The organism is Ornithinibacillus caprae (genome assembly GCF_009728145.1).
Taxonomy (GTDB): Bacteria; Bacillota; Bacilli; order Bacillales; family Amphibacillaceae; genus Ornithinibacillus; species Ornithinibacillus caprae.
This window is the reverse complement of sequence record NZ_WOCA01000028.1, coordinates 1-18,578: the sequence shown is the minus strand read 5'-3', so window position 1 is coordinate 18,578 and position 18,578 is coordinate 1. Positions and strand designations below refer to the sequence as shown.

The following is an 18,578-nucleotide window of genomic DNA, read 5'->3' as shown; positions in this document are numbered from 1 at the left end:
TTCTTTGTTTTGAATACCAACTGTTATCTATTTCCAATAATAACCATGAATCTAGAAAATTGGTTAAGAAAAAATAGTAGCAGAAAACAGAATAGGGATCACTGGAGGTGAGTACATGCTTAGAAAATTTTCTGTTTTATTTTTAGTGTTTGCATTAGCTTTTCCGATGGTAACTAAGGCGGAAATAAAAACGTTTAATGAACCACCTTTTGACTTTTACAAGGTTTCTAAAGGGGATTCCTTTTGGTTTATTGCTCAGCGTTATGGGCTGGATTACCGTGAGTTGATGAGATTAAATCCTGATGTAGAGCCATTAAATATGCAAATCGGTTCCGTTATCCGATTGCGTGATACTGCATCTAGTCCAAGTTCCTTTGAAGAACAGGTTGCACAACTAGTCAATCAGGAGCGCTCAAAAAATGGACTGTCTCCGTTACAGCATCGTGCTGATATTAAAAATGTAGCTGAGAAAAAAGCGATGGATTTGATTAATTCCAACTATTTTTCTCATAATAGCCCGAACTATGGGTCACCATTTGATATGCTAAGGACATTTGGTATTAGCTATCGTACTGCAGGTGAAAATATCGCAAAAGGTCAGAAGACCCCAGAAGAAGTAATGAATGCTTGGATGAACTCTTCAGGACATAGAGCAAATATCTTAAAACCGGAGTTTGACTCAATAGGTGTTGGTTATTACCAAGGTGCTTGGGTACAAATGTTTATTGGAAATTAGAATACGAATAGCAGATAGGTATTAGGATTATTTTTCCTAATACCTTATTTGTATTAATGAAACAATCATAGTAATAGAGTAGTCTAATATATAAAGGGAATCATGGAGGGGTTCGAATGTTACGTATATTTTTCCTACTAATGATCTTACCTATTTTATCGGGCTGCTTCTTTAATGTAGAACGTAGCAATGAAAATTCAAATGAAAAAAACATGCCAAAAGATATGCCTACAGACTTTAATTTTTCATTGAAGTCTGGAATTAATAAAAACAACGAAATCAACACGTATGAAAATACCCTAACAAAGGATTTAATCGAAGATGGAAAAGTTACGACTACTACCACGTTTACTGGTGAGGAGATGCTAGATATTTATGAAAAAATGAGAGGTATTAATATTCTTGCGGAGAAGAATCTTATACCTGTTACCACCTGCATGCAAGAACCTTACGAAGACGATGAATGGAAAATTACCATCAATGGAGAAACCACCAAACTTTTAATCTCTGGAAAATATTGTGAGTCGACTGAAGATGCCAAACAACTTATACAGTTACGCAATTACATTTATAGTAAAGTAAAAAGAAAAGAAGAATATAAAAATCTTCCTAAGGCAAAAGGAGGTTATGAATGATTAGTTTTTTCATTTTCCATAGTATATGAACATAAAGGTATGCTTCAAATATGGAGGAATAATATGAGCAGAATTATACAATTAAAAGTAATGCTAGAAAAATATCGCAATAGAGAGAATGCGATTCAAATGGAAAAATACATGAAAAATCATTTTCCGTTTTTAGGTATAAAAACTCCTATTAGAAGAAAAGTATCCAACATATTTTTTAGAGAAAGTAACATTCTTAAAGAAGATTTTCAACCAGATTTTGTTATGGAACTATGGGAACTAGATGAACGCGAATACCAAAACATCGCATTAGACTATATTGAACGTTCATTACAGAAGATAGGCAAAGAACAGCTACCTTTTTTCGAAAAACTAATCACAACAAAATCATGGTGGGATACGGTAGATATGCTTGCCCAAAAGCCGGTTGGAAAAATTGCCAAGGATCATCCTAGTGTAATAGAAGCTACAATAGATGGCTGGTCGGAGGGACAAAACCTATGGCTACGACGTTCAGCTATCCTTTATCAGTTAAAGTTTAAGGCAGAAACAGACGAAAATAAATTATCTCAATACATAAAGCAAAACGCTAGTAGCAATGAATTTTTTATACAAAAAGCTATCGGATGGTCCTTACGAGAATATTCCAAAACAAATCCAAGGTTTGTTAAACAGTTTATCGAAGAAAATAATTTACCGAAAATCAGTATAAGAGAAGGGAGTAAGTATATAAGTTAAGGTTAAGAACTTGAAAAAGGGGTAGCGTCAGGAAAAAGTTAAGGAAATTAACAAAAAGTCCAATTTTCTCAGTACTAAAATTGAGAAATTGGACTTTTTTGTTACTCTGGAAAAACGCCGTTTGTTGAATATCAATAACATTGTTTATTGATGACATAAAAGGCTGATATTAGGTGTGTAAAGGCTTGATGAAGCCTATGGTTGAAAGAGAGATTGCATTGTGCCTTTTTAAGCAAAATAACTCCGTATTAGAAGCTATTATTTTTTATTATGATAAAATCGCTTTGCTTTTGCACGATTCCCGCAGTCTGCCATCGAACACCAACGTCTACTACGATTTCGGCTTGTATCCAAAAATAGCCAACCACACGGATCCCCTTCACACTTTTTCACCCTACTTAGTTCTTTTTCAGAAGTGAGAATGTCTATAGCAGATTGAACAATTGATGGAAGCATTCCGTCTAATGATTCTTCACAATTCAAAAATTCCAATGAAAATATATTTTCACCAGGCACTAATCGCATCATCCCGTAAGCTTTGCCTAAGGCTTCATTTAAAATAGAAAGATCTTTAGAGGCTGGTGTTTCATTGTTTGATACTAGACTAAAAATTTGGTAAATTGATTCCCTCAACTCAATAGCTTGTTGGAGAACCTCTTTTGCCTTAGCAGGTTGATTTTCTGCTTTTTTAAGTAGTGAATGCGCTTGTTGTTTTTTTAGAATATTGGCTTGCAAACTCCAGTTTACCAGCTTCTCGTAACTCGTCAGCAACTCCTGTGATTTCTCACTGCTATCGTGCCAACCTACTGTATTGGCAAAATCCAAACACAAACGTCCGCCGAGAAAATCATACTCGTGTACATCTTTATTTATATCAGACATGTAACTTCTCCTTGTCTTACCGAAAGTATTTTGACATCCCAGGCAATATAACGTTGAATTTTTTCCTATAACCATTATAAAAGGTATTGACAGTTATAATCAACTACTTCATAATTATAACCATCAAAACATTTTTAGAAGGTTATATACACCTGTGAACAATATACTGTCTTCACTTGAAAATCGTTTTACAATGGAGAGTGAAAGGAATGTGAAAAGGAGTGGTGCGAATCGTATTTTATTTGACCGGTTAATATTTCAATTGACAGTTGTGTGTATGTATAACAAAAATTTATTGGAGGGGATAAACATGAGTGAAACATTAAGAAACTCGGTTAAAACGTTGGTAAAGGAAACATTCGAAGGACCCCCAGTTCCTGTAAAAGGAAGTTGGTTCACCAATTCTGAACCGAATTCTGGAATTTTCGGTGTACTAGAGGGAATATCTTGCGACCAAGCCTCAATGTCAGTTCATGGAACAACATTGGCTGCACATACTGATCACGTCCGCTATCACATGTGGGGAACCAATGAATTCTTAAAAAAACGGAAACAACCGGAAATGGATTGGGAAAAGAGTTGGGCTATTCATTCAGTAGATGAACAGAAATGGAACCGAATTCAGGAAGGATTGCGAAGTGAATACTTAACACTTTTGGAATCGATTGATACTATTGAATGGAATGAACAACTTGCCATTGAAGCGTTATCTTCTTTAGCTCACTCAGCATATCATCTTGGAGCCATCCGTCAAATGTTAAAAGTAGTCAAGGTGTAGCTTTGACATAAAGTTTGATCATTAACCGAGTATCGGAACTAGTAGACGCATAGGTGCACCTATCAATTTTGAGGCCATCTGTCCAATATATGTATTCCATCCTATCATTGAAGGACTTTCTACAAGGTGAGTTGCTGATCAAGATTAAAGTCAAATCGACCAAGAGAGTAATATGTTAATCATATCAAAGAGATGAAACTCGATTTTGCTGTTACAAAAGAAGGGAAAAAACGAACTAAAAATAATTTCTATCTAATTGGCGAACATGATCTGTTCGCTTTTTTTAATTTTTGAATCAATTTACTCCCAAGTAACTATTCCTTTTCCTTTGGATCGGAATAAAAATAATACACTCGAGGTAACCCCCAATATACCCAATAGTCATGGACCATAGAAATTCCTACAAACATTACCATTTGCAAATCAATATATTTCATTATGTATCATCCTCCTCTTTAAGTTATATTTGCTTATAATTTTGTCCTATGTATCTTTTTTCAACTTAGCAACTTGACAAAGACTTATAATTTGTTTAATGTGTTTAATATAAATTAAATAAATTATACAAACTGTATGTCAAGGAGGGGGAAATTCTGAATAACGAACAAGCAAAACTAGAAGAAGCACATGATATTATGATTAGTGCAATCGCACAGGCTATGGTCATTTATGGTGTTACGCCATCGGTTGGGAGAATTTATGGCGTTCTATACTTTTCTGAAGACCCGTTAACACTTGATGAAATTAAAGATCAAGTAGCTATGAGTAAGGCTAGTGTAAGTAATGGGATTAGGGAATTAATTGATACAGAAATGGTCAGCAAGGTATGGAAAAAAGGAGAACGTAAGGATCACTATATAGCTGAAAAAGATTTTCTAAGAAACTTCTTAAACTTCTTTGTAAAAATGCTTCGGCTTGAAAGAGGTTTGATCATGAAAGCATTAGAACAAACCGAACCAATAATAGAGGAACTTTCAACGAATGGAACAGATGAACGTGTTACCAAGACTGCTACAAGAGATCTAGATTTAATGAAGGATTCAAGAGAATATTTAGATTGGATTATGCGACTAGCCAATTCTATGGAGTCGGGAGAAATATTTGATTATTTCCCAAAGAAAAAGGAGTAAAGGAGTTTCAACTATGAACATCAAAGAATCAGCACTTGTCTTAATTGACCTTCAAAAAGAATCAGACTTTGGCTTATTCGGAATGGAAGAAGTCATTCAGAACACAAGTAAAGTTATCGATGCATGTCGGAAAGCTAATATACCGATTATTTATACTAGACAAATAAATCGAGCAGGTGGGGTTGCCTTATCTTTAGGTGAACCATTAAACGATGATGGTACTCCATATTTTTATAACGACACCAGTGAAAAGATAGAGATCATTGATGAGCTTAAACCAATGAATAACGATATTGTTATTGATAAATACCGTTGGAGCGCTTTTTATGAAACAAATCTCGACCTTACTTTAAAAAGTTTAGGGGTGAATAATATATTAATTGGTGGCGTTGTAACTGATGGCTGTTTAATGACATCGGTATTTGATGCCTATTTTAGAGATTATAACGTACACCTCATAAAAGATTTGTGCACAACATCTAATGAAGGTGCTCATATGGCCTCTCTCATGATCATGGCTAATTGGGTGTACAACATAAAAATTTATGATACAGAAGATATGATTAATGTAATAAATCAGGATGATTATAACGTCTGGGAGCCCACAAAGGTTGATTCACTTCCATTCACTCCTGACAACATGAGGGAAGTTTTCAAAAACTTTGAGCAAAAAAGAAGGGGAGAGTAGAAATGAAAAAAATAATGAACTTATTAATTATTTTAGTACTCGTGACACTTGCAGCATGCAAAACGGAAGATAACGAAAATGAAGCACAACAAAATCTGGACAATGAAAGTCCTACTGAAAAGATCGTTTTTGGACAAACATCATGGACTAGTACAGAAGCTCCTACTGAAATTGTAAAGCAAATATTAGAGGAAGTAGGCTATGAGGTAGAAGTTTCGCTCTTATCGCAACCACTTATTTTCCAAGGACTGCAATCTGAGGAAGTAGATTTCTTTATGGATGCATGGCTACCATACACTGAGGCTGCACTTTGGGAAGAGTATAAGGATGATTTACAAAAAGTAACCACTAGTTATGAAAATGTTCCTTTAGGCTGGGTTGTTCCAAGCTATGTTGATGAGGAAACAATTGCTGATTTAGAAGGTAAAGCAGATAAGTTTGACGGAGAAGTTGTTACGATTGAACCTGGAGCTGGAATTGTTGATATTTCCGAAGAAGTTATGCAGAATGAAAATTACAACATGGATGGTTTTGAGTTAATACCTTCTAGTGAATCAGCTATGATGGGAGTTATTGATTCTAAAATAAGAAATGAAGAACCGTTTGTCATTACTGGCTGGCGTCCACACTCTATGTTTGCTAAGTATGATCTAAAATTCTTAGAGGACACAGAGGAAAACTTTAAATACGACAATGTTTATGTACTATCATATCAAGGAATAGAAGATAAATATCCTGAAGCATATGAAATCCTATCAAATTGGAGCATCGAGGTATCTGATTTAGAAGAAATGATGTTAGCTTATGAGAATGGTGTATCATTTGAAGAATCAGCAGCTGAATGGATTGAAGAGAATAGAGATCAAGTAGATGAAATGATAGGTAAATAATTGATAGAAGTAGGGGAGACTAGCCTGGTGGCTAGTCCCTTTATTTATAGTTTCAATGGAGTATTATACTTATTATGTTGAATAAAGTATGAATAGTAATTGTAGTGCATCCTAATTTGGGGGATAGTCTACTATTTGGAGGGGTTTTTTGGCGAATCTCGTTTAAACAATCCCAAACATTATCAAACCATGGAATCTAGAAGATATATTTGACTGAACAATTCCTTTTATTCTGTAGGAGTACAGTAGAAAAACGAGAAACTACTAACATGTTATGAATAGAATTACTATCTGTATTAATGATTATGATTTCCAAAAAAAGTATATCAACTCCTCGTTTATTATGCTTCTATAACCTGTAAATAAGTTGAAACTTAAATTACAAGATTGCCATAATTATTACAAAACCCTCACTTGTAAACATGTTGTCAATACTATATTCCTAGAATTTATTTCCTTTTACCTCATTTAATTCCAATTAATTTAGAAATTTTATTCTTCTGTTATATTAAATAACTCTAGTGTTTTAAAATACTGAGGATGGTAAGAGAGGATACTAAATAATATTAATGGAAAATTAACCCACAAATATTACAAAAATCGTATGTTATGATGTGAACGTAAGTTGATAAACATATTTTTAGCGAAAAGGAGAGGAAAATATCAATGTTTAAGAAACTTGGAATGGTTACAGCTTTATCAGCAGCTTTTATTTTTGGAGCAGCTTTTGATACAGCAAATGCCGAATCAAATAATTCGTTTAACTATAAAACCTACTATTCAATCAATGAAGAAAATGGTAGTTTAAGCGGGGAAGAAGCACAAGCAAAAATAAATGATCTAATCAATAAACTGTTGGAAAAATATCACAGTGATTGGAAAGAATCAAATGTGAACACAAAACAAAATGAAAAGCCAGTACAAAAGGAAGAACCTGCTCAACCAGAAGAGTCTGAGCAAAAAGAACAGCCAGTAAAAGAGCCAACTAAGGAACAAACACCTGTACAGGAACCAGCTAAAGAACAAGCAACAGAACAAAAAGCTGAAGAAACTAAAAAAAGTCAATCTCAAGAATCTGAACTTAGTCAATTCGAGCAAGAAGTAGTAGAGCTTACAAATCAAGAGAGAGAGAAAAATGGCTTAGCTCCTCTGAAAATTGATACAGAATTAAGTAAAGTAGCGAGAGAAAAATCACGTGATATGGCAGCAAATAATTACTTTAGCCATAATAGCCCAAATTATGGTTCACCATTTGACATGTTGAAAAGCTATGGAATAACTTACCGTACTGCAGGCGAAAACATTGCTAAAGGCCAACGCTCTCCAGAAGAAGTGGTAAATGCATGGATGAATAGTGAAGGCCACCGTGCAAATATTTTAAATGCGAACTTTACGCACATTGGTGTAGGGTATGTGGAACAAGGAAACCTTTGGACACAACAATTTATCGGCAAATAAATTTCAACACCTGAAGAGATTAGCATAAATGCTAGTCTCTTTTTATATTTGAGGTTTAGCTATTCTAATGGATGAAACAAATGATCTAGCTGCTAATTACCAGGAATTTGAAAGGGGGGGGAATACAAACAATATCCAGTTATCTACAGTAAGTAGTTAACTGGCTAATGCAACACCATCGAGTTAATCCTTAAATTTTATTCATTATTTTCAATATACCGTTCGACTCCAATTGGAACTAAAGAGTTTTCATCTTCAAATATATTAATGCCTTCAACATATAAAGTCATGGTTTCAAAAAGGCTAATAACTTCTCCCTCAAATTCCACTGTACCATACATCTTTGTTTCGAAATCGATGAGATGACCCGTATCCTTCTCGAGCTTGGCTGAAAATGTAAACTCATCGACAGAAGCTTGCTCCTCGGCTGTTTCAACCAAATTATCTTGTGTAAGTAATTCATGATAGATGTTAGAGTCTCCATTTAAGATCAGTTCATAATACTCTATGTCAACATCATTCACAATTAATTCGTCTATATGTTCAACTAAAATATCATAATTGATGAAAGAAGTGGTACTTTTATAATCTGCGATAATTTCTTCGTGATCAGTGTCAGGAAGTCTTTGCCAAGTTTCACTCTCAGTGTTCGGATTATCTGTAAAATAAGTAGCATCTTCATTAGAATACATGGCAAATTCCTCATTTTGTCCTAATGTGGTCATCAAGACATGTACACTAGAAGAAAGCGGATCAAACATTAAGTTATTATTAATTTGCATTGTGGTTTCCTCATTGATTGAATCTCCTGTAAAGTGTTGAGTTAATATCGTTATTGTCTTCATGCTTTGGATTTCCCTTGCAGCAGTTTGAGCTTTTTCTATAATGGCGTTTTTTTCATTAGGCTCCTCAATAGACGTCATTCTATAGCCTTCAGTTTCTTCTTTTGTGGAACAGGATGAAGCTATAACAAGAAATAACAAAATGAAACATATTTTTTTCATTTTAAAGAAATCCCCCCCCATGAATAGAAACACTTTTTCAGACTTACATTAGCCAATATATTGAACGAAAGCCATTTTGTTGTCATTATAGCATGAAAAAATATTTATAGAATTATTTAACAGAATATTTTCGAAATTATCCATAGCTACAAGGGGGTATTCTTTGGACTTTTAAAACCTACAAAAGTGTGTGGAATTAGGTGGATAGAAGTCACTGTTAAATATCGATTTTATAATACATACTGAGACCCAACTAAAGGGTAAAAAGTTAAACAAGGCGATCATAAAGTGCATCGTCTTTTTTATAGTAAAATCTCAATATTATTTCCGGAATATTACGTTAGTATTGTATTATGAGGTTATTAAGCTAACGTAAGCAGTTAGTTTAGTGGTTGAATAAAAGTGAATTATATATATTTAAATTGTGGAGGCTTGATAAGATTGAAACCACAAACAAAGATTCATATAATCGGATGGATACTAGTCAGCATTCTAGGGTTTCTTAAATGGCAATACCCAGAAGAATCTTCTATCATAACTTCTGGTTTTGGAGGACTTATTGCTGTTCTATTAGTTTTTTACTTAATTTTTTACCCATTTTCAGGTTCAAAAGATTCTGTAGAAAAATAAGAACGGACCTTAATAATCACTCATTTTTTGTTACTAAAGGGGGAGAGGTTAACAAGGTGAACTAAGTAATTGATTGTCGTTTCTTTTGGTAAAACTCAACAAACTTTTTGTAATTTAATATGCACTAAGAGACAGTCGAAAAAGACCGCAAGAGAAGGTATTCAACTGTACAGGAATTTTATAATGCTTGGAAGTCTGTAATAAATTAATGAAATATTAAAGAGGGATGACTTCAAAATAAGTCATCCTTTCTAGTATATTGTGAAGAAACGCACTTAAAGTAAAAGGGGCTTTAACTAAACAAGGCGGTCATAAATGATCGCCTTTTTCTAATCTAAAAATATTAAAACCTGTTTTTGGAATATTATGTTAGAATTGGTTATGGAAATCTTGCACTAACGGAGCAGTTTAGTGAAAGGTGGTATAACTAAAAATACAACTAACTTATTTTATAAAGGATGACTTATTGTTTTGTTTGCTAATTGTATTAAATTTTACGAATGTGGAAGTCCTCAAGATGTATTAAAAGTTGAAAATATTAGCATTGAACCACCCAAAGATAATGAAGTCCTTGTCCGTATGGTAGCACGTCCTATCAATCCTTCTGATTTAATACCGATTAGAGGGTCTTATTCTCATCGTATATCACTACCGAATATCCCTGGCTATGAAGGTGTCGGAATTGTAGAAAATGTGGGGACTTCCGTATCTCAAAGTCTTATTGGTAAACGTGTCTTACCTTTACGAGGGGATGGAACATGGCAAGAATATGTTAAGACAACATCAGATTTAGCAGTTGTTGTACCGAATTCTATTGATGATTTTATTGCTTCACAGATGTATATAAATCCAATTACAGCGTGGGTTGTATGTACGGAAGTTTTAAAGTTAAGACCAAATGATGCTTTATTGGTAAATGCTTGTGGTTCTTCCATTGGGCGTATTTTTGCGCAACTATCAAAGGTGATTGGATTTCGGCTAATTGCGGTAACTAGAAATAATAAACATACAGAGGATTTACTACACTTAGGTGCTTCTTATGTGATTGATACTTCGAAAAACTCATTATATGAAACGGTTATGGAATTAACAAATGGACTTGGTGCTAATGCTGCTATTGATTCAGTTGGGGGGGCACCTGGTACTAATTTAGCTTTTTCTGTTCATCCTAACGGTGTTTTTTTAACAATAGGTCTTTTGTCGGGGATACAAGTTGATTGGGGAGCAATTGCAAATAAGGCGAAAGTGAAAGCGAATATTTTTCATTTGCGGCATTGGAATAAAAATGTTTCAACAAAAATATGGCAAGATACTTTTAATCATGTGATAACACTAATAAATGATAAAAGATTACGTTTAAGGAGCGTATATTCTCAATATGACTTATCAAATGTAAAAGAGGCAGTTCATGTTGTTGAATCCTTAAATAACACCAAAGGAAAAGTGATTTTAAAAGGTTAAAGGATATATTTTGTTAAAGTAACAGGGCAATAGTAAAACAAGGTGATCATAAATTGGTCGTCTTTTTTTATTCCAAAATACAAATTATTTTTAGAATATTATGTTACTATTAAGATAACAGTTATTGAAGTAACGTAGATCTCCAATCAGAATGGCTATGGATAATATGAGTAATTAATTTATAGAAATACCAATGGAGGAGGTATTTAAATGCGTGTGGCTGCTATTTATGATATTCATGCAAACTATTCGGCATTAAAAGCAGTTTTAGAAGAGATTAGAAAAGATAATATTGATCAAGTTGTTGTAGGCGGGGATTTAGCTTGGGGACCCGAACCACGTCAAGTAATGGATCTTTTAATGGATTATAAGAATGAGTTTATTTTTATTAGAGGTAACGTTGATCGTGAAGTTTCCTTCCGTTATGGGAAGGAAAAAGGGTTAGATGATTATACTGTTGAATTAAATAATTGGTGTGCAGATCAATTAACAGAAGAGCAATTAAGATTCTTGAAGAATTTGCCAGAAAAAAGAACTTTGAGTATTAATGGTTTAGGACAAGTCTTATTTGTACATGGTTCTCCCCGCAGCGATGAAGAAGCGATTAGAGTAAATACTACTGATGACGAAATACGACCAATGATTAAATGTGTTTTACAAGATATTATTGTCTGTGGACATACTCACATCCAGTTTGATCGAATTGTCGATCAAAAACGTATTGTAAATGCCGGGAGTGTAGGATTACAAAGTCGAGCAAGTGGAGCTTGTTGGGCTTTACTCGGTCCTAAAGTTGAATTAAAGGTAACACCATATGATACAAAAAGGGCTTCCGAAAGAATTCTTAAAACTAACACACCTTATAAAGAAGATTTCGCTGAACATTACTTAAATCCACCTTTTGAGGGACCTTGATTAACAAAATTGTATTTTAAGTAATAAATATAAATGTTTAAATAAGATTTTAAAGAAGTGTACCTCAGCAAACGAAGCATTGTAGAAAATGTAGTTAAATGCTGATAAGGAGTAAACCTTATATGAGCGTCGATTAATAATAGTTGCTAATAATAATAAACAAATTTTATAAAATAAATTATCCCGTTTTGATCATTTTTAATAAGGTTGTATAATGATGAGTAAATTTTTAGTTTAGACTTTCATGTCTTTGAACACATCGTGACCAGTTGCACAATAATACTAACGATTAAATCCTAATGATATTTAGGATTTTTGTTTTTTATAAGTATTATTGTGATACTGATTAATGTCATAATTTTACTTATAATAAAGTTAAATTTCACAATAATACAGATAAATATGTTTGAATTTTTATGCTAGTATTATGTTAGATATTATTAAGCTAACGGTGAAGTAATGCGGAATAAGAAATGCTTTTAATACTACTGGATATAAAACTATGCAACAAATAACTTTGATAGAAGAATGTAATTTAAAGAAGTTCTTTATAATGTGACTGATTTCTTTAGTCGGATCAGATTTTTGTTTAACATTGTTCTTAACCATTGGATATTTAAGTTAAAATACATATAAGATTTAGAATATTAAGCACTTCAACGGGACAGGTTAGTTAACTAAGGGGGTATTAAAATTAGTAGTTTAAAGGATTACAAAAAACTGGAGTTAAAAATAGCCATCATCTATATATTGATATTATTCCCAGCAATGTCTTACGTGATGAATTTAGGCTCAATTTGGCTTAAAATTGTTGGTTTGATTGTTTTAGCCATTTTCTCATTTTGGGTTGGACATTTTCTAAGAAAAAAGAAAAAGGAAGCTAAAGACGCTGAATCAAACAGTAATAATAAGTAATCAATTTCTTGCTCTACAATTGGGTGCAAGAGTTGAAGAAAAAATAAAGCTATTTAAGGTAAAATGAGTGTAACGTAGAGAAAATACATATTGAGGAGAACGCTTATGAGATTATGCTTTATTGGGGGAGGAAACCCTCTTGTTGGGGAACTTGATGATGTAATGAATTATTTATCAAATTACGTTGAAGTAGGGAATAAAATATTAATAATTCCTTTTGCGACGGAGGAATCAAAAATTGAAAGATGGCTTAACTCTGCCAAAATGTCATTTGAGGATATAGGGGTGGAGGAAATTAAACTTCTCAACTCTCGACTCACAAATCAAGAAATGAAAAATGAAATTAAAGAACATAATGTACTTTATTTTACTGGTGGAAGACCAGAAAAGTTAATGAAGAGTTTAGTTGAAAAAGAATTGATACAAGTTGTCAAAGAATTTTCGGGATTAATGGTTGGTGTTAGTGCAGGTGCGTTAGTTTTTTGTGGAGATTGTATAATCACTAAAGGTGAGGATTATCCTCAAACACAAGTAATTAAAGGTTTAGGATTTGTAGACTTTAGTGTAGAGGTTCACTATGAAGAAACGATAGACGAAGAATTAATTCCTTTGTCGGACAAAAGGAATATATACGCAATTCCGAATGGTAGTGCATTATTTTGGAATAAAAAAGTAGTTACACCTATTAATGATGTTTTTCACATTAGTAAAAGAAATAAAATAAGATTGGCGAAGAATAGGGACTCAGAAAAGTAGGATCCTTATTTAACTAACTTGTGCAATTCGTCATTATCGGAAGTAAAGTCCATAATTACTATAAATTTATTATTTTTCCTAGTTTACATAATATTTATTATCAGAAGTTAATAAAAGAACATTAAAACATGTCTCATAATCAAAGTATACTTATGATAGTGAGACAAAAATAAAAAATGCGCTATATAATTTTAATAGCGCATTTCTCCAATATATTTTACATCTGGTCTAAAAATTGAATTATTACGTCTTTGTTCAATTGCATGTGCACACCAACCAACAATTCTGCTCGAGCTAAATATTGCAGTAAACAAATTGGGATCTAAATCTAGTGTCTTAAGAATTGCTGCTGCATAATATTCTACATTCGTATATAATTTATAATTTGGCTTATAATCATGAAGAATTTTAAGTGTTTCCTGCTCCGTTTTAACAGCTAACTCCATCCATTTTGGTAAATTTTCTAAGGTTACAATCATTTTCTTAAGTGATTCTGCTCGTGGATCGATTGTTTTATAAACTCTGTGGCCAAAGCCCATAATTCGTTCCTTATTCATTAGTTTTTCCATTATCACTTCATTTATGCGATCAAATGTTCTTATTTCATTTAATAAATCAATAACCCCAGTTGGCGCACCACCATGCAATGGACCTTTCATCGTACCTAAAGCACTCGTAACAGCTGCAACAAGATCGCTTTCTGTAGAAATGGTAACTCTTGCTGAGAATGTAGATGCATTTAGCCCATGTTCCATCGTTAAAATTAAGTAAGCTTCTAGTATTTTTGCTTTTGTTTGATCCATTTCACCAGTTAACATATACAAAAAGTTTTCTACATGGCTATGGGTAACATCTGGAGAAATAATACTTTTTTCCATTATATTGCGATACCTATACGCGATAATTGTGGGAAATATTGCAATTAGTTTAATTGCATCTTCATATATATTCGTTTCTGATAATTCGAGTGATGAAATGGCTGTTCGTAAAACATCCATCATCGCAACATTAGGTGGTAATTCATCAATAATATGTTGAACATATATAGGAATTTGCCGATTTTCAATTAATTTCTCTTTGAATTTTTCTATTTCCGCTAAGTTAGCGAACTCTCCATATAAAAGAAAATATACTATTTCTTCAAATGAATATTTTTCTACAAGTCTTTCGATTGGAATACCGCGATATAATAAAACTCCATTTATCCCATCAATAAAACTTAATTCTGACTCAGCAGCAACAATTCCTTTTAAACCGGGTTGATATTCCACTACATCTCTCCCCTTCCCTTTTCTTTCTTTAAGTATAATAGAAGAAAATGATTATTAAAATTTAATAATTTTTAGTATAATAATAAATATACTTAATTAATCGGAGGAAATCCTAATGGATATAAAAGCCCTAAAAACGTTCATCATGGCTGCTGAGCATGAAAATTTCCGCATTGTTTCCGAAAAAATGTATGTAACACAACCTGCAATCACGTTTCAAATTAAACAATTAGAAAAGGAATTAGGTGAAAAACTATTTGTAAAAAAAGGGAGAAATGTTTACTTAACAGAATTTGGAAGAGTTTATTATGATGAAGCTAAAGCAATTATCTCACAATACAATAATAGTTTAGAAGTAGTGAACCGATTTAAACAAGGGTTTCATAAAACAATTAGACTTGCTATTTCCCCTTTGCTTGCTGAAACAGTACTTCCTACTGTGATCCACAAATACATTCAAGCTAATCCCCATGTAGAGTTATCCATCACCGTGAAAGAATCAATAGACATCCCACATTTATTACAGAGTGGAGAAATTGATTTAGGATTATCCTGTATGCCTGGTATATCTAATTTAACAACGATAAAATTCCACGAAGAATCCATTAGTCTTATATGTAGGCATGATGGTTATGATAGTGAATCAGGTCCAATAATCGATGCAAAGGAAATACTTGAAGAGAACATCCTATTTACAGATAATCACCCCGTTTATTGGGATGAAATAAAAAAACAGCTAAACGAAAGTATCCCTATTTTAAGGTTAATGAAAGTGAATCAGTCCTACATAACAAAACGGTTTGTTCTTGAAGGGATCGGTGTTAGTATCCTCCCACGTTCTATCATTCAACGAGAATTAATGGAAGGAAGGCTTCTTGAAGTTCCTGTAGATTTTATTCGTATGCCACAAGCATCCATGTACTTGATATATAAACATGAGCATTTAGTGGATCATGAGTTTATAGATTTTATTTCTAATTTCTATTATAGCTAACAAAAATAAGCAGCTGGCACACTGCTTATTTCGTTTCTTTTAGAACTATTTTTGGTAACGGTCTCTTTGCTGGGCCTTCCACGACTTCTCCGGTATACGAGAATCTAGAACCATGACAAGGACAATCCCAAGTTCTATCTCCTGAATTCCATTCGACCTCACATCCCATATGTGTACAGGTGGTATCTAAAGCATATAATTTTTCCTCTTTATCCTTATACACACCAGTTCGTTTACCATTTATTCGAGTAACAGTAGCATCATCTGGAGAAAGACCCTTAATACTATTATGTGTAAATTCTAATTTTCCTTTTACCATATGTTTTGCTACGTCGGCATTAATGCTAGTAAATTTTCTAAGCGCAGGATCTGCTTGAAACCTTTGAGGAGAGTATAATTCTTCATATTCATTTTCACCTTTTACAATTTTATCGCTAATAATTTTTGCAGCGATGGTTCCATTTGTCATTCCCCATTTCCGAAACCCTGTAGCCACAAAAACGGACTCTTCATGCTCTGTTGCAGGTCCAATGTATGGTAATTTATCCAACGTTGTTAAATCCTGAGCTGACCATCTAAAAGGAATTTCTGTAACGTCAAACTTAGCTTCTGCAAAATCTTTTAATGCATTATAGTGCTCTATAGTTGTTTTACCTTGTCCAGTTTTATGATGCTCTCCACCTATTAACCACAAGTCTTCACCATTCATCTTAGTAGCTCGAATAGATCTTGTTGGGTCTTCAGCATTAATATACATTCCACCAGGAAATGTTTGCTTCGTTTTAATTCCTAACACATAAGATCTGTCCTGATACATTCGGGCAAAATAAAAACTTTGTCGATCATAAAATGGAAAATGCGATGCTGCAATCACATATTTACACTTCACCCGATGCCCATCCCTTGTAATAATTGCAGGATGCTTATAATACTCTACATCAACGGCTGTTGTATTTTCAAAAATTTGGACACCATTTTTTTCAGCTTCTTTAACCAGTGTTTTTAAATATTTTAATGGGTGAAATTGCGCTTGATTTTTCATGACTAAAGCTGACTTCACTTTTAGATCTAATGGGATGTCGTCACGTATTTCACCATCAATTTCTAGTTGATCGTATGCCTTACTTTCTGTCTCTAATTGAGATAGATACTGATCGGAATTCGTAAATACATAAGCATCTTCTTTGGAATAATCACAATCAATTTTATAGTTGTTTATCGTACTTTCAATAAATTCTTTTGCCTCTGTAGTTGCTTTATAGTACTGTGATGCTTTTTCTAATCCAAAGTGTTGTATAAACTCATCATAAATTAATCCATGTTGAGCAGTTATTTTTGCTGTAGTGTGACCTGTAGTTCCGTTTAATAAAACACCTGCATCTAGTAATGTCACTTTAATATTTTCTTTAGCAAGTAAATATGCCGCTGTAATACCTGTTATTCCACCACCTACTATACCTACATCTGTTTGAATAGTTTCTTCTAGCTTAGGATATTCTGGAAGTTGAACAGATTCTCGCCAAAATGGTTCTGGAAATTGTGGCATTTGCTGGTCGTTCATAAGATCCCTCCTTAATTATATGTTTTTAGTATTACCAGAAGAGGAAATATAATGAAGTAAGATATTTATTTTTTCCAGTATATTTATGTAACAATAGGGTTAGATGAAAATATAATGAGGAGAGTTTCGGATGCGAATTCATGGAATTGTTAGTGGAAAAGTTCAAGGGGTTGGATTTCGTTATTCTACGAAGCTGCAGGCTGATAAATACAATCTAACTGGATGGGTGAAAAATAGGGACGATGGAACAGTCGAACTAGAAGTAGAGGGTGATCAAATGAAAATTGATTTACTATTAAATGATATTAAAAAAGGGTTTCACCCGTTTATGCAAGTGAATAATATCAAAACGACGATATTAAATCATACAGGTTATAAGGACTTTCAAATTCTAAACTAAAACCACTACTATTTAGTAGTGGTTATCTTTTATTTACCTATCTTCAAAAAATTTACGATTTAAGGCAATATATTCTGTTTCTTCTTCAGGTACTTCATCTTCCATATAGATTGCTTCTACAGGACAAACTGCTTCACAAGCTCCACAGTCTATACATATATCAGGGTCAATATAGAACATGTCCTTTCCTTCTTCAATACAATCAACAGGACATACTTCTACACATTCGCCAGCTTTTTCGGTTTTACAAGGTGATGTAATAACAAAAGCCATGTAAGACTCCTCCTTTATACCAACATAAATTTTAACCAGATAATAATCCATTGATAATGCCATAATATAGTAATTCTATACTACCAAACAACCTTTTTTCAAGTATTTACTCATATATTCACCTTATTGTAAATTTCTCATACCGTTTATCAGTTACCATTATTAGGAGGATTAAAATGAAAGATACGATCCGCCATGGGGATATATTTTATAAGGAAGCCTAGGAACTATCTAACTAATTTATATTTAAAAAACTAACAGGCATTTTGCCTGTTAGTCAGGCTGTCGAAAAACCCTCGACAGCCTGTTTTTTATTTAGAATACTTTAACAATTCACCGCGTTAATTTGTTATAATATAAGTAACAATATAAGGCGGTGGTAACTGTGTTTCATACTAGAAATAATACTCAAAATGAAGTGGAATTTGTAAGTATAGAAGACTTAGTACCCCAAGATCATTTACTTCGTAAG

Annotated in this window: 20 protein-coding genes; 14 read left to right on the top strand and 6 right to left on the bottom strand. The window is 33.2% G+C overall.

Annotated elements, in window-relative coordinates:
- The first annotated feature begins 115 nt into the window (after positions 1-115).
- From GMD78_RS20490 to GMD78_RS20480, 3 genes are all read left to right on the top strand, one after another.
- The gene (locus GMD78_RS20490; RefSeq protein WP_155671769.1) at positions 116-736 is read left to right on the top strand and encodes a CAP domain-containing protein; all 621 of its coding nucleotides are present in this window, start codon (positions 116-118) and stop codon (positions 734-736) included.
- A 116-nt stretch (positions 737-852) separates the two neighbouring features.
- Entirely contained in the window at positions 853-1,371 is a 519-nt protein-coding gene (locus GMD78_RS20485) for a hypothetical protein (RefSeq protein ID WP_155671767.1), read from the top strand.
- 63 nt (positions 1,372-1,434) lie between these two features.
- Complete coding sequence (locus GMD78_RS20480) at positions 1,435-2,100, top strand: DNA alkylation repair protein (RefSeq protein WP_155671765.1); 666 nt, start codon at positions 1,435-1,437, stop codon at positions 2,098-2,100.
- A gap of 258 nt (positions 2,101-2,358) precedes the next feature.
- Here the strand turns inward: GMD78_RS20480 and GMD78_RS20475 are convergent, their stop codons facing one another.
- On the bottom strand, positions 2,359-2,982 hold the full coding sequence (locus tag GMD78_RS20475; RefSeq protein ID WP_155671763.1) for a CGNR zinc finger domain-containing protein: 624 nt from the start codon (positions 2,980-2,982) through the stop codon (positions 2,359-2,361).
- 310 nt (positions 2,983-3,292) lie between these two features.
- Here GMD78_RS20475 and GMD78_RS20470 point away from each other — a divergent pair, with 310 nt between their 5' ends.
- Positions 3,293-3,760: a hypothetical protein gene (locus GMD78_RS20470; RefSeq protein ID WP_155671761.1), complete on the top strand. Its 468-nt coding sequence runs from the start codon at positions 3,293-3,295 to the stop codon at positions 3,758-3,760.
- Between the two features lie 314 nt (positions 3,761-4,074).
- On the opposite strand, the gene GMD78_RS21800 is transcribed toward GMD78_RS20470, so the two are convergent.
- Positions 4,075-4,197 (bottom strand): hypothetical protein, encoded by a 123-nt coding sequence (locus tag GMD78_RS21800; protein ID WP_281349744.1) that lies wholly within the window; start codon positions 4,195-4,197, stop codon positions 4,075-4,077.
- Positions 4,198-4,395: 198 nt separating this feature from the next.
- Between GMD78_RS21800 and GMD78_RS20465 the strand changes: the two genes are divergently transcribed.
- The 4 genes from GMD78_RS20465 (at position 4,396) to GMD78_RS20450 (ending at position 7,926) form a co-directional block, all read left to right on the top strand.
- Positions 4,396-4,890, top strand: coding sequence for a GbsR/MarR family transcriptional regulator (locus GMD78_RS20465; protein ID WP_246187723.1), 495 nt, complete (start codon positions 4,396-4,398; stop codon positions 4,888-4,890).
- A gap of 13 nt (positions 4,891-4,903) precedes the next feature.
- A complete protein-coding gene (locus tag GMD78_RS20460) occupies positions 4,904-5,578 on the top strand; it encodes a cysteine hydrolase family protein (RefSeq protein WP_155671757.1) in 675 nt (224 codons plus the stop codon).
- Between the two features lie 2 nt (positions 5,579-5,580).
- A complete protein-coding gene (locus tag GMD78_RS20455; RefSeq protein ID WP_155671755.1) occupies positions 5,581-6,468 on the top strand; it encodes a glycine betaine ABC transporter substrate-binding protein in 888 nt (295 codons plus the stop codon).
- 666 nt (positions 6,469-7,134) lie between these two features.
- Positions 7,135-7,926, top strand: a complete 792-nt coding sequence (locus GMD78_RS20450; RefSeq protein ID WP_155671753.1) for a CAP domain-containing protein — start codon at positions 7,135-7,137, stop codon at positions 7,924-7,926.
- Positions 7,927-8,123: 197 nt separating this feature from the next.
- Here the strand turns inward: GMD78_RS20450 and GMD78_RS20445 are convergent, their stop codons facing one another.
- Positions 8,124-8,930 (bottom strand): DUF6612 family protein, encoded by an 807-nt coding sequence (locus GMD78_RS20445; RefSeq protein WP_155671751.1) that lies wholly within the window; start codon positions 8,928-8,930, stop codon positions 8,124-8,126.
- A gap of 441 nt (positions 8,931-9,371) precedes the next feature.
- On the opposite strand from GMD78_RS20445, the gene GMD78_RS20440 reads away from it, so the two are divergent.
- The 4 genes from GMD78_RS20440 (at position 9,372) to GMD78_RS20425 (ending at position 13,607) form a co-directional block, all read left to right on the top strand.
- Positions 9,372-9,560, top strand: a complete 189-nt coding sequence (locus GMD78_RS20440; RefSeq protein WP_155671749.1) for a hypothetical protein — start codon at positions 9,372-9,374, stop codon at positions 9,558-9,560.
- 471 nt (positions 9,561-10,031) lie between these two features.
- A complete protein-coding gene (locus GMD78_RS20435) occupies positions 10,032-11,021 on the top strand; it encodes a zinc-dependent alcohol dehydrogenase family protein (protein WP_155671747.1) in 990 nt (329 codons plus the stop codon).
- Between the two features lie 210 nt (positions 11,022-11,231).
- Positions 11,232-11,936, top strand: a complete 705-nt coding sequence (locus GMD78_RS20430; protein WP_155671745.1) for a metallophosphoesterase family protein — start codon at positions 11,232-11,234, stop codon at positions 11,934-11,936.
- 1,020 nt (positions 11,937-12,956) lie between these two features.
- Positions 12,957-13,607 carry a Type 1 glutamine amidotransferase-like domain-containing protein gene (locus tag GMD78_RS20425; RefSeq protein WP_155671744.1) on the top strand — a complete coding sequence of 217 codons (651 nt, stop codon included), beginning with the start codon at positions 12,957-12,959 and terminating at the stop codon, positions 13,605-13,607.
- 191 nt (positions 13,608-13,798) lie between these two features.
- On the opposite strand, the gene GMD78_RS20420 is transcribed toward GMD78_RS20425, so the two are convergent.
- Complete coding sequence (locus GMD78_RS20420; RefSeq protein WP_343042462.1) at positions 13,799-14,878, bottom strand: citrate/2-methylcitrate synthase; 1,080 nt, start codon at positions 14,876-14,878, stop codon at positions 13,799-13,801.
- A gap of 115 nt (positions 14,879-14,993) precedes the next feature.
- On the opposite strand from GMD78_RS20420, the gene GMD78_RS20415 reads away from it, so the two are divergent.
- Entirely contained in the window at positions 14,994-15,872 is an 879-nt protein-coding gene (locus GMD78_RS20415) for a LysR family transcriptional regulator (protein ID WP_155671742.1), read from the top strand.
- Positions 15,873-15,897: 25 nt separating this feature from the next.
- On the opposite strand, the gene GMD78_RS20410 is transcribed toward GMD78_RS20415, so the two are convergent.
- Complete coding sequence (locus GMD78_RS20410; RefSeq protein ID WP_155671740.1) at positions 15,898-17,433, bottom strand: FAD-dependent oxidoreductase; 1,536 nt, start codon at positions 17,431-17,433, stop codon at positions 15,898-15,900.
- Positions 17,434-17,563: 130 nt separating this feature from the next.
- On the opposite strand from GMD78_RS20410, the gene GMD78_RS20405 reads away from it, so the two are divergent.
- The gene (locus tag GMD78_RS20405) at positions 17,564-17,833 is read left to right on the top strand and encodes an acylphosphatase (protein ID WP_155671738.1); all 270 of its coding nucleotides are present in this window, start codon (positions 17,564-17,566) and stop codon (positions 17,831-17,833) included.
- Positions 17,834-17,866: 33 nt separating this feature from the next.
- Here the strand turns inward: GMD78_RS20405 and GMD78_RS20400 are convergent, their stop codons facing one another.
- Entirely contained in the window at positions 17,867-18,106 is a 240-nt protein-coding gene (locus GMD78_RS20400) for a DUF362 domain-containing protein (protein WP_155671736.1), read from the bottom strand.
- Positions 18,107-18,578 lie beyond the last annotated feature (472 nt).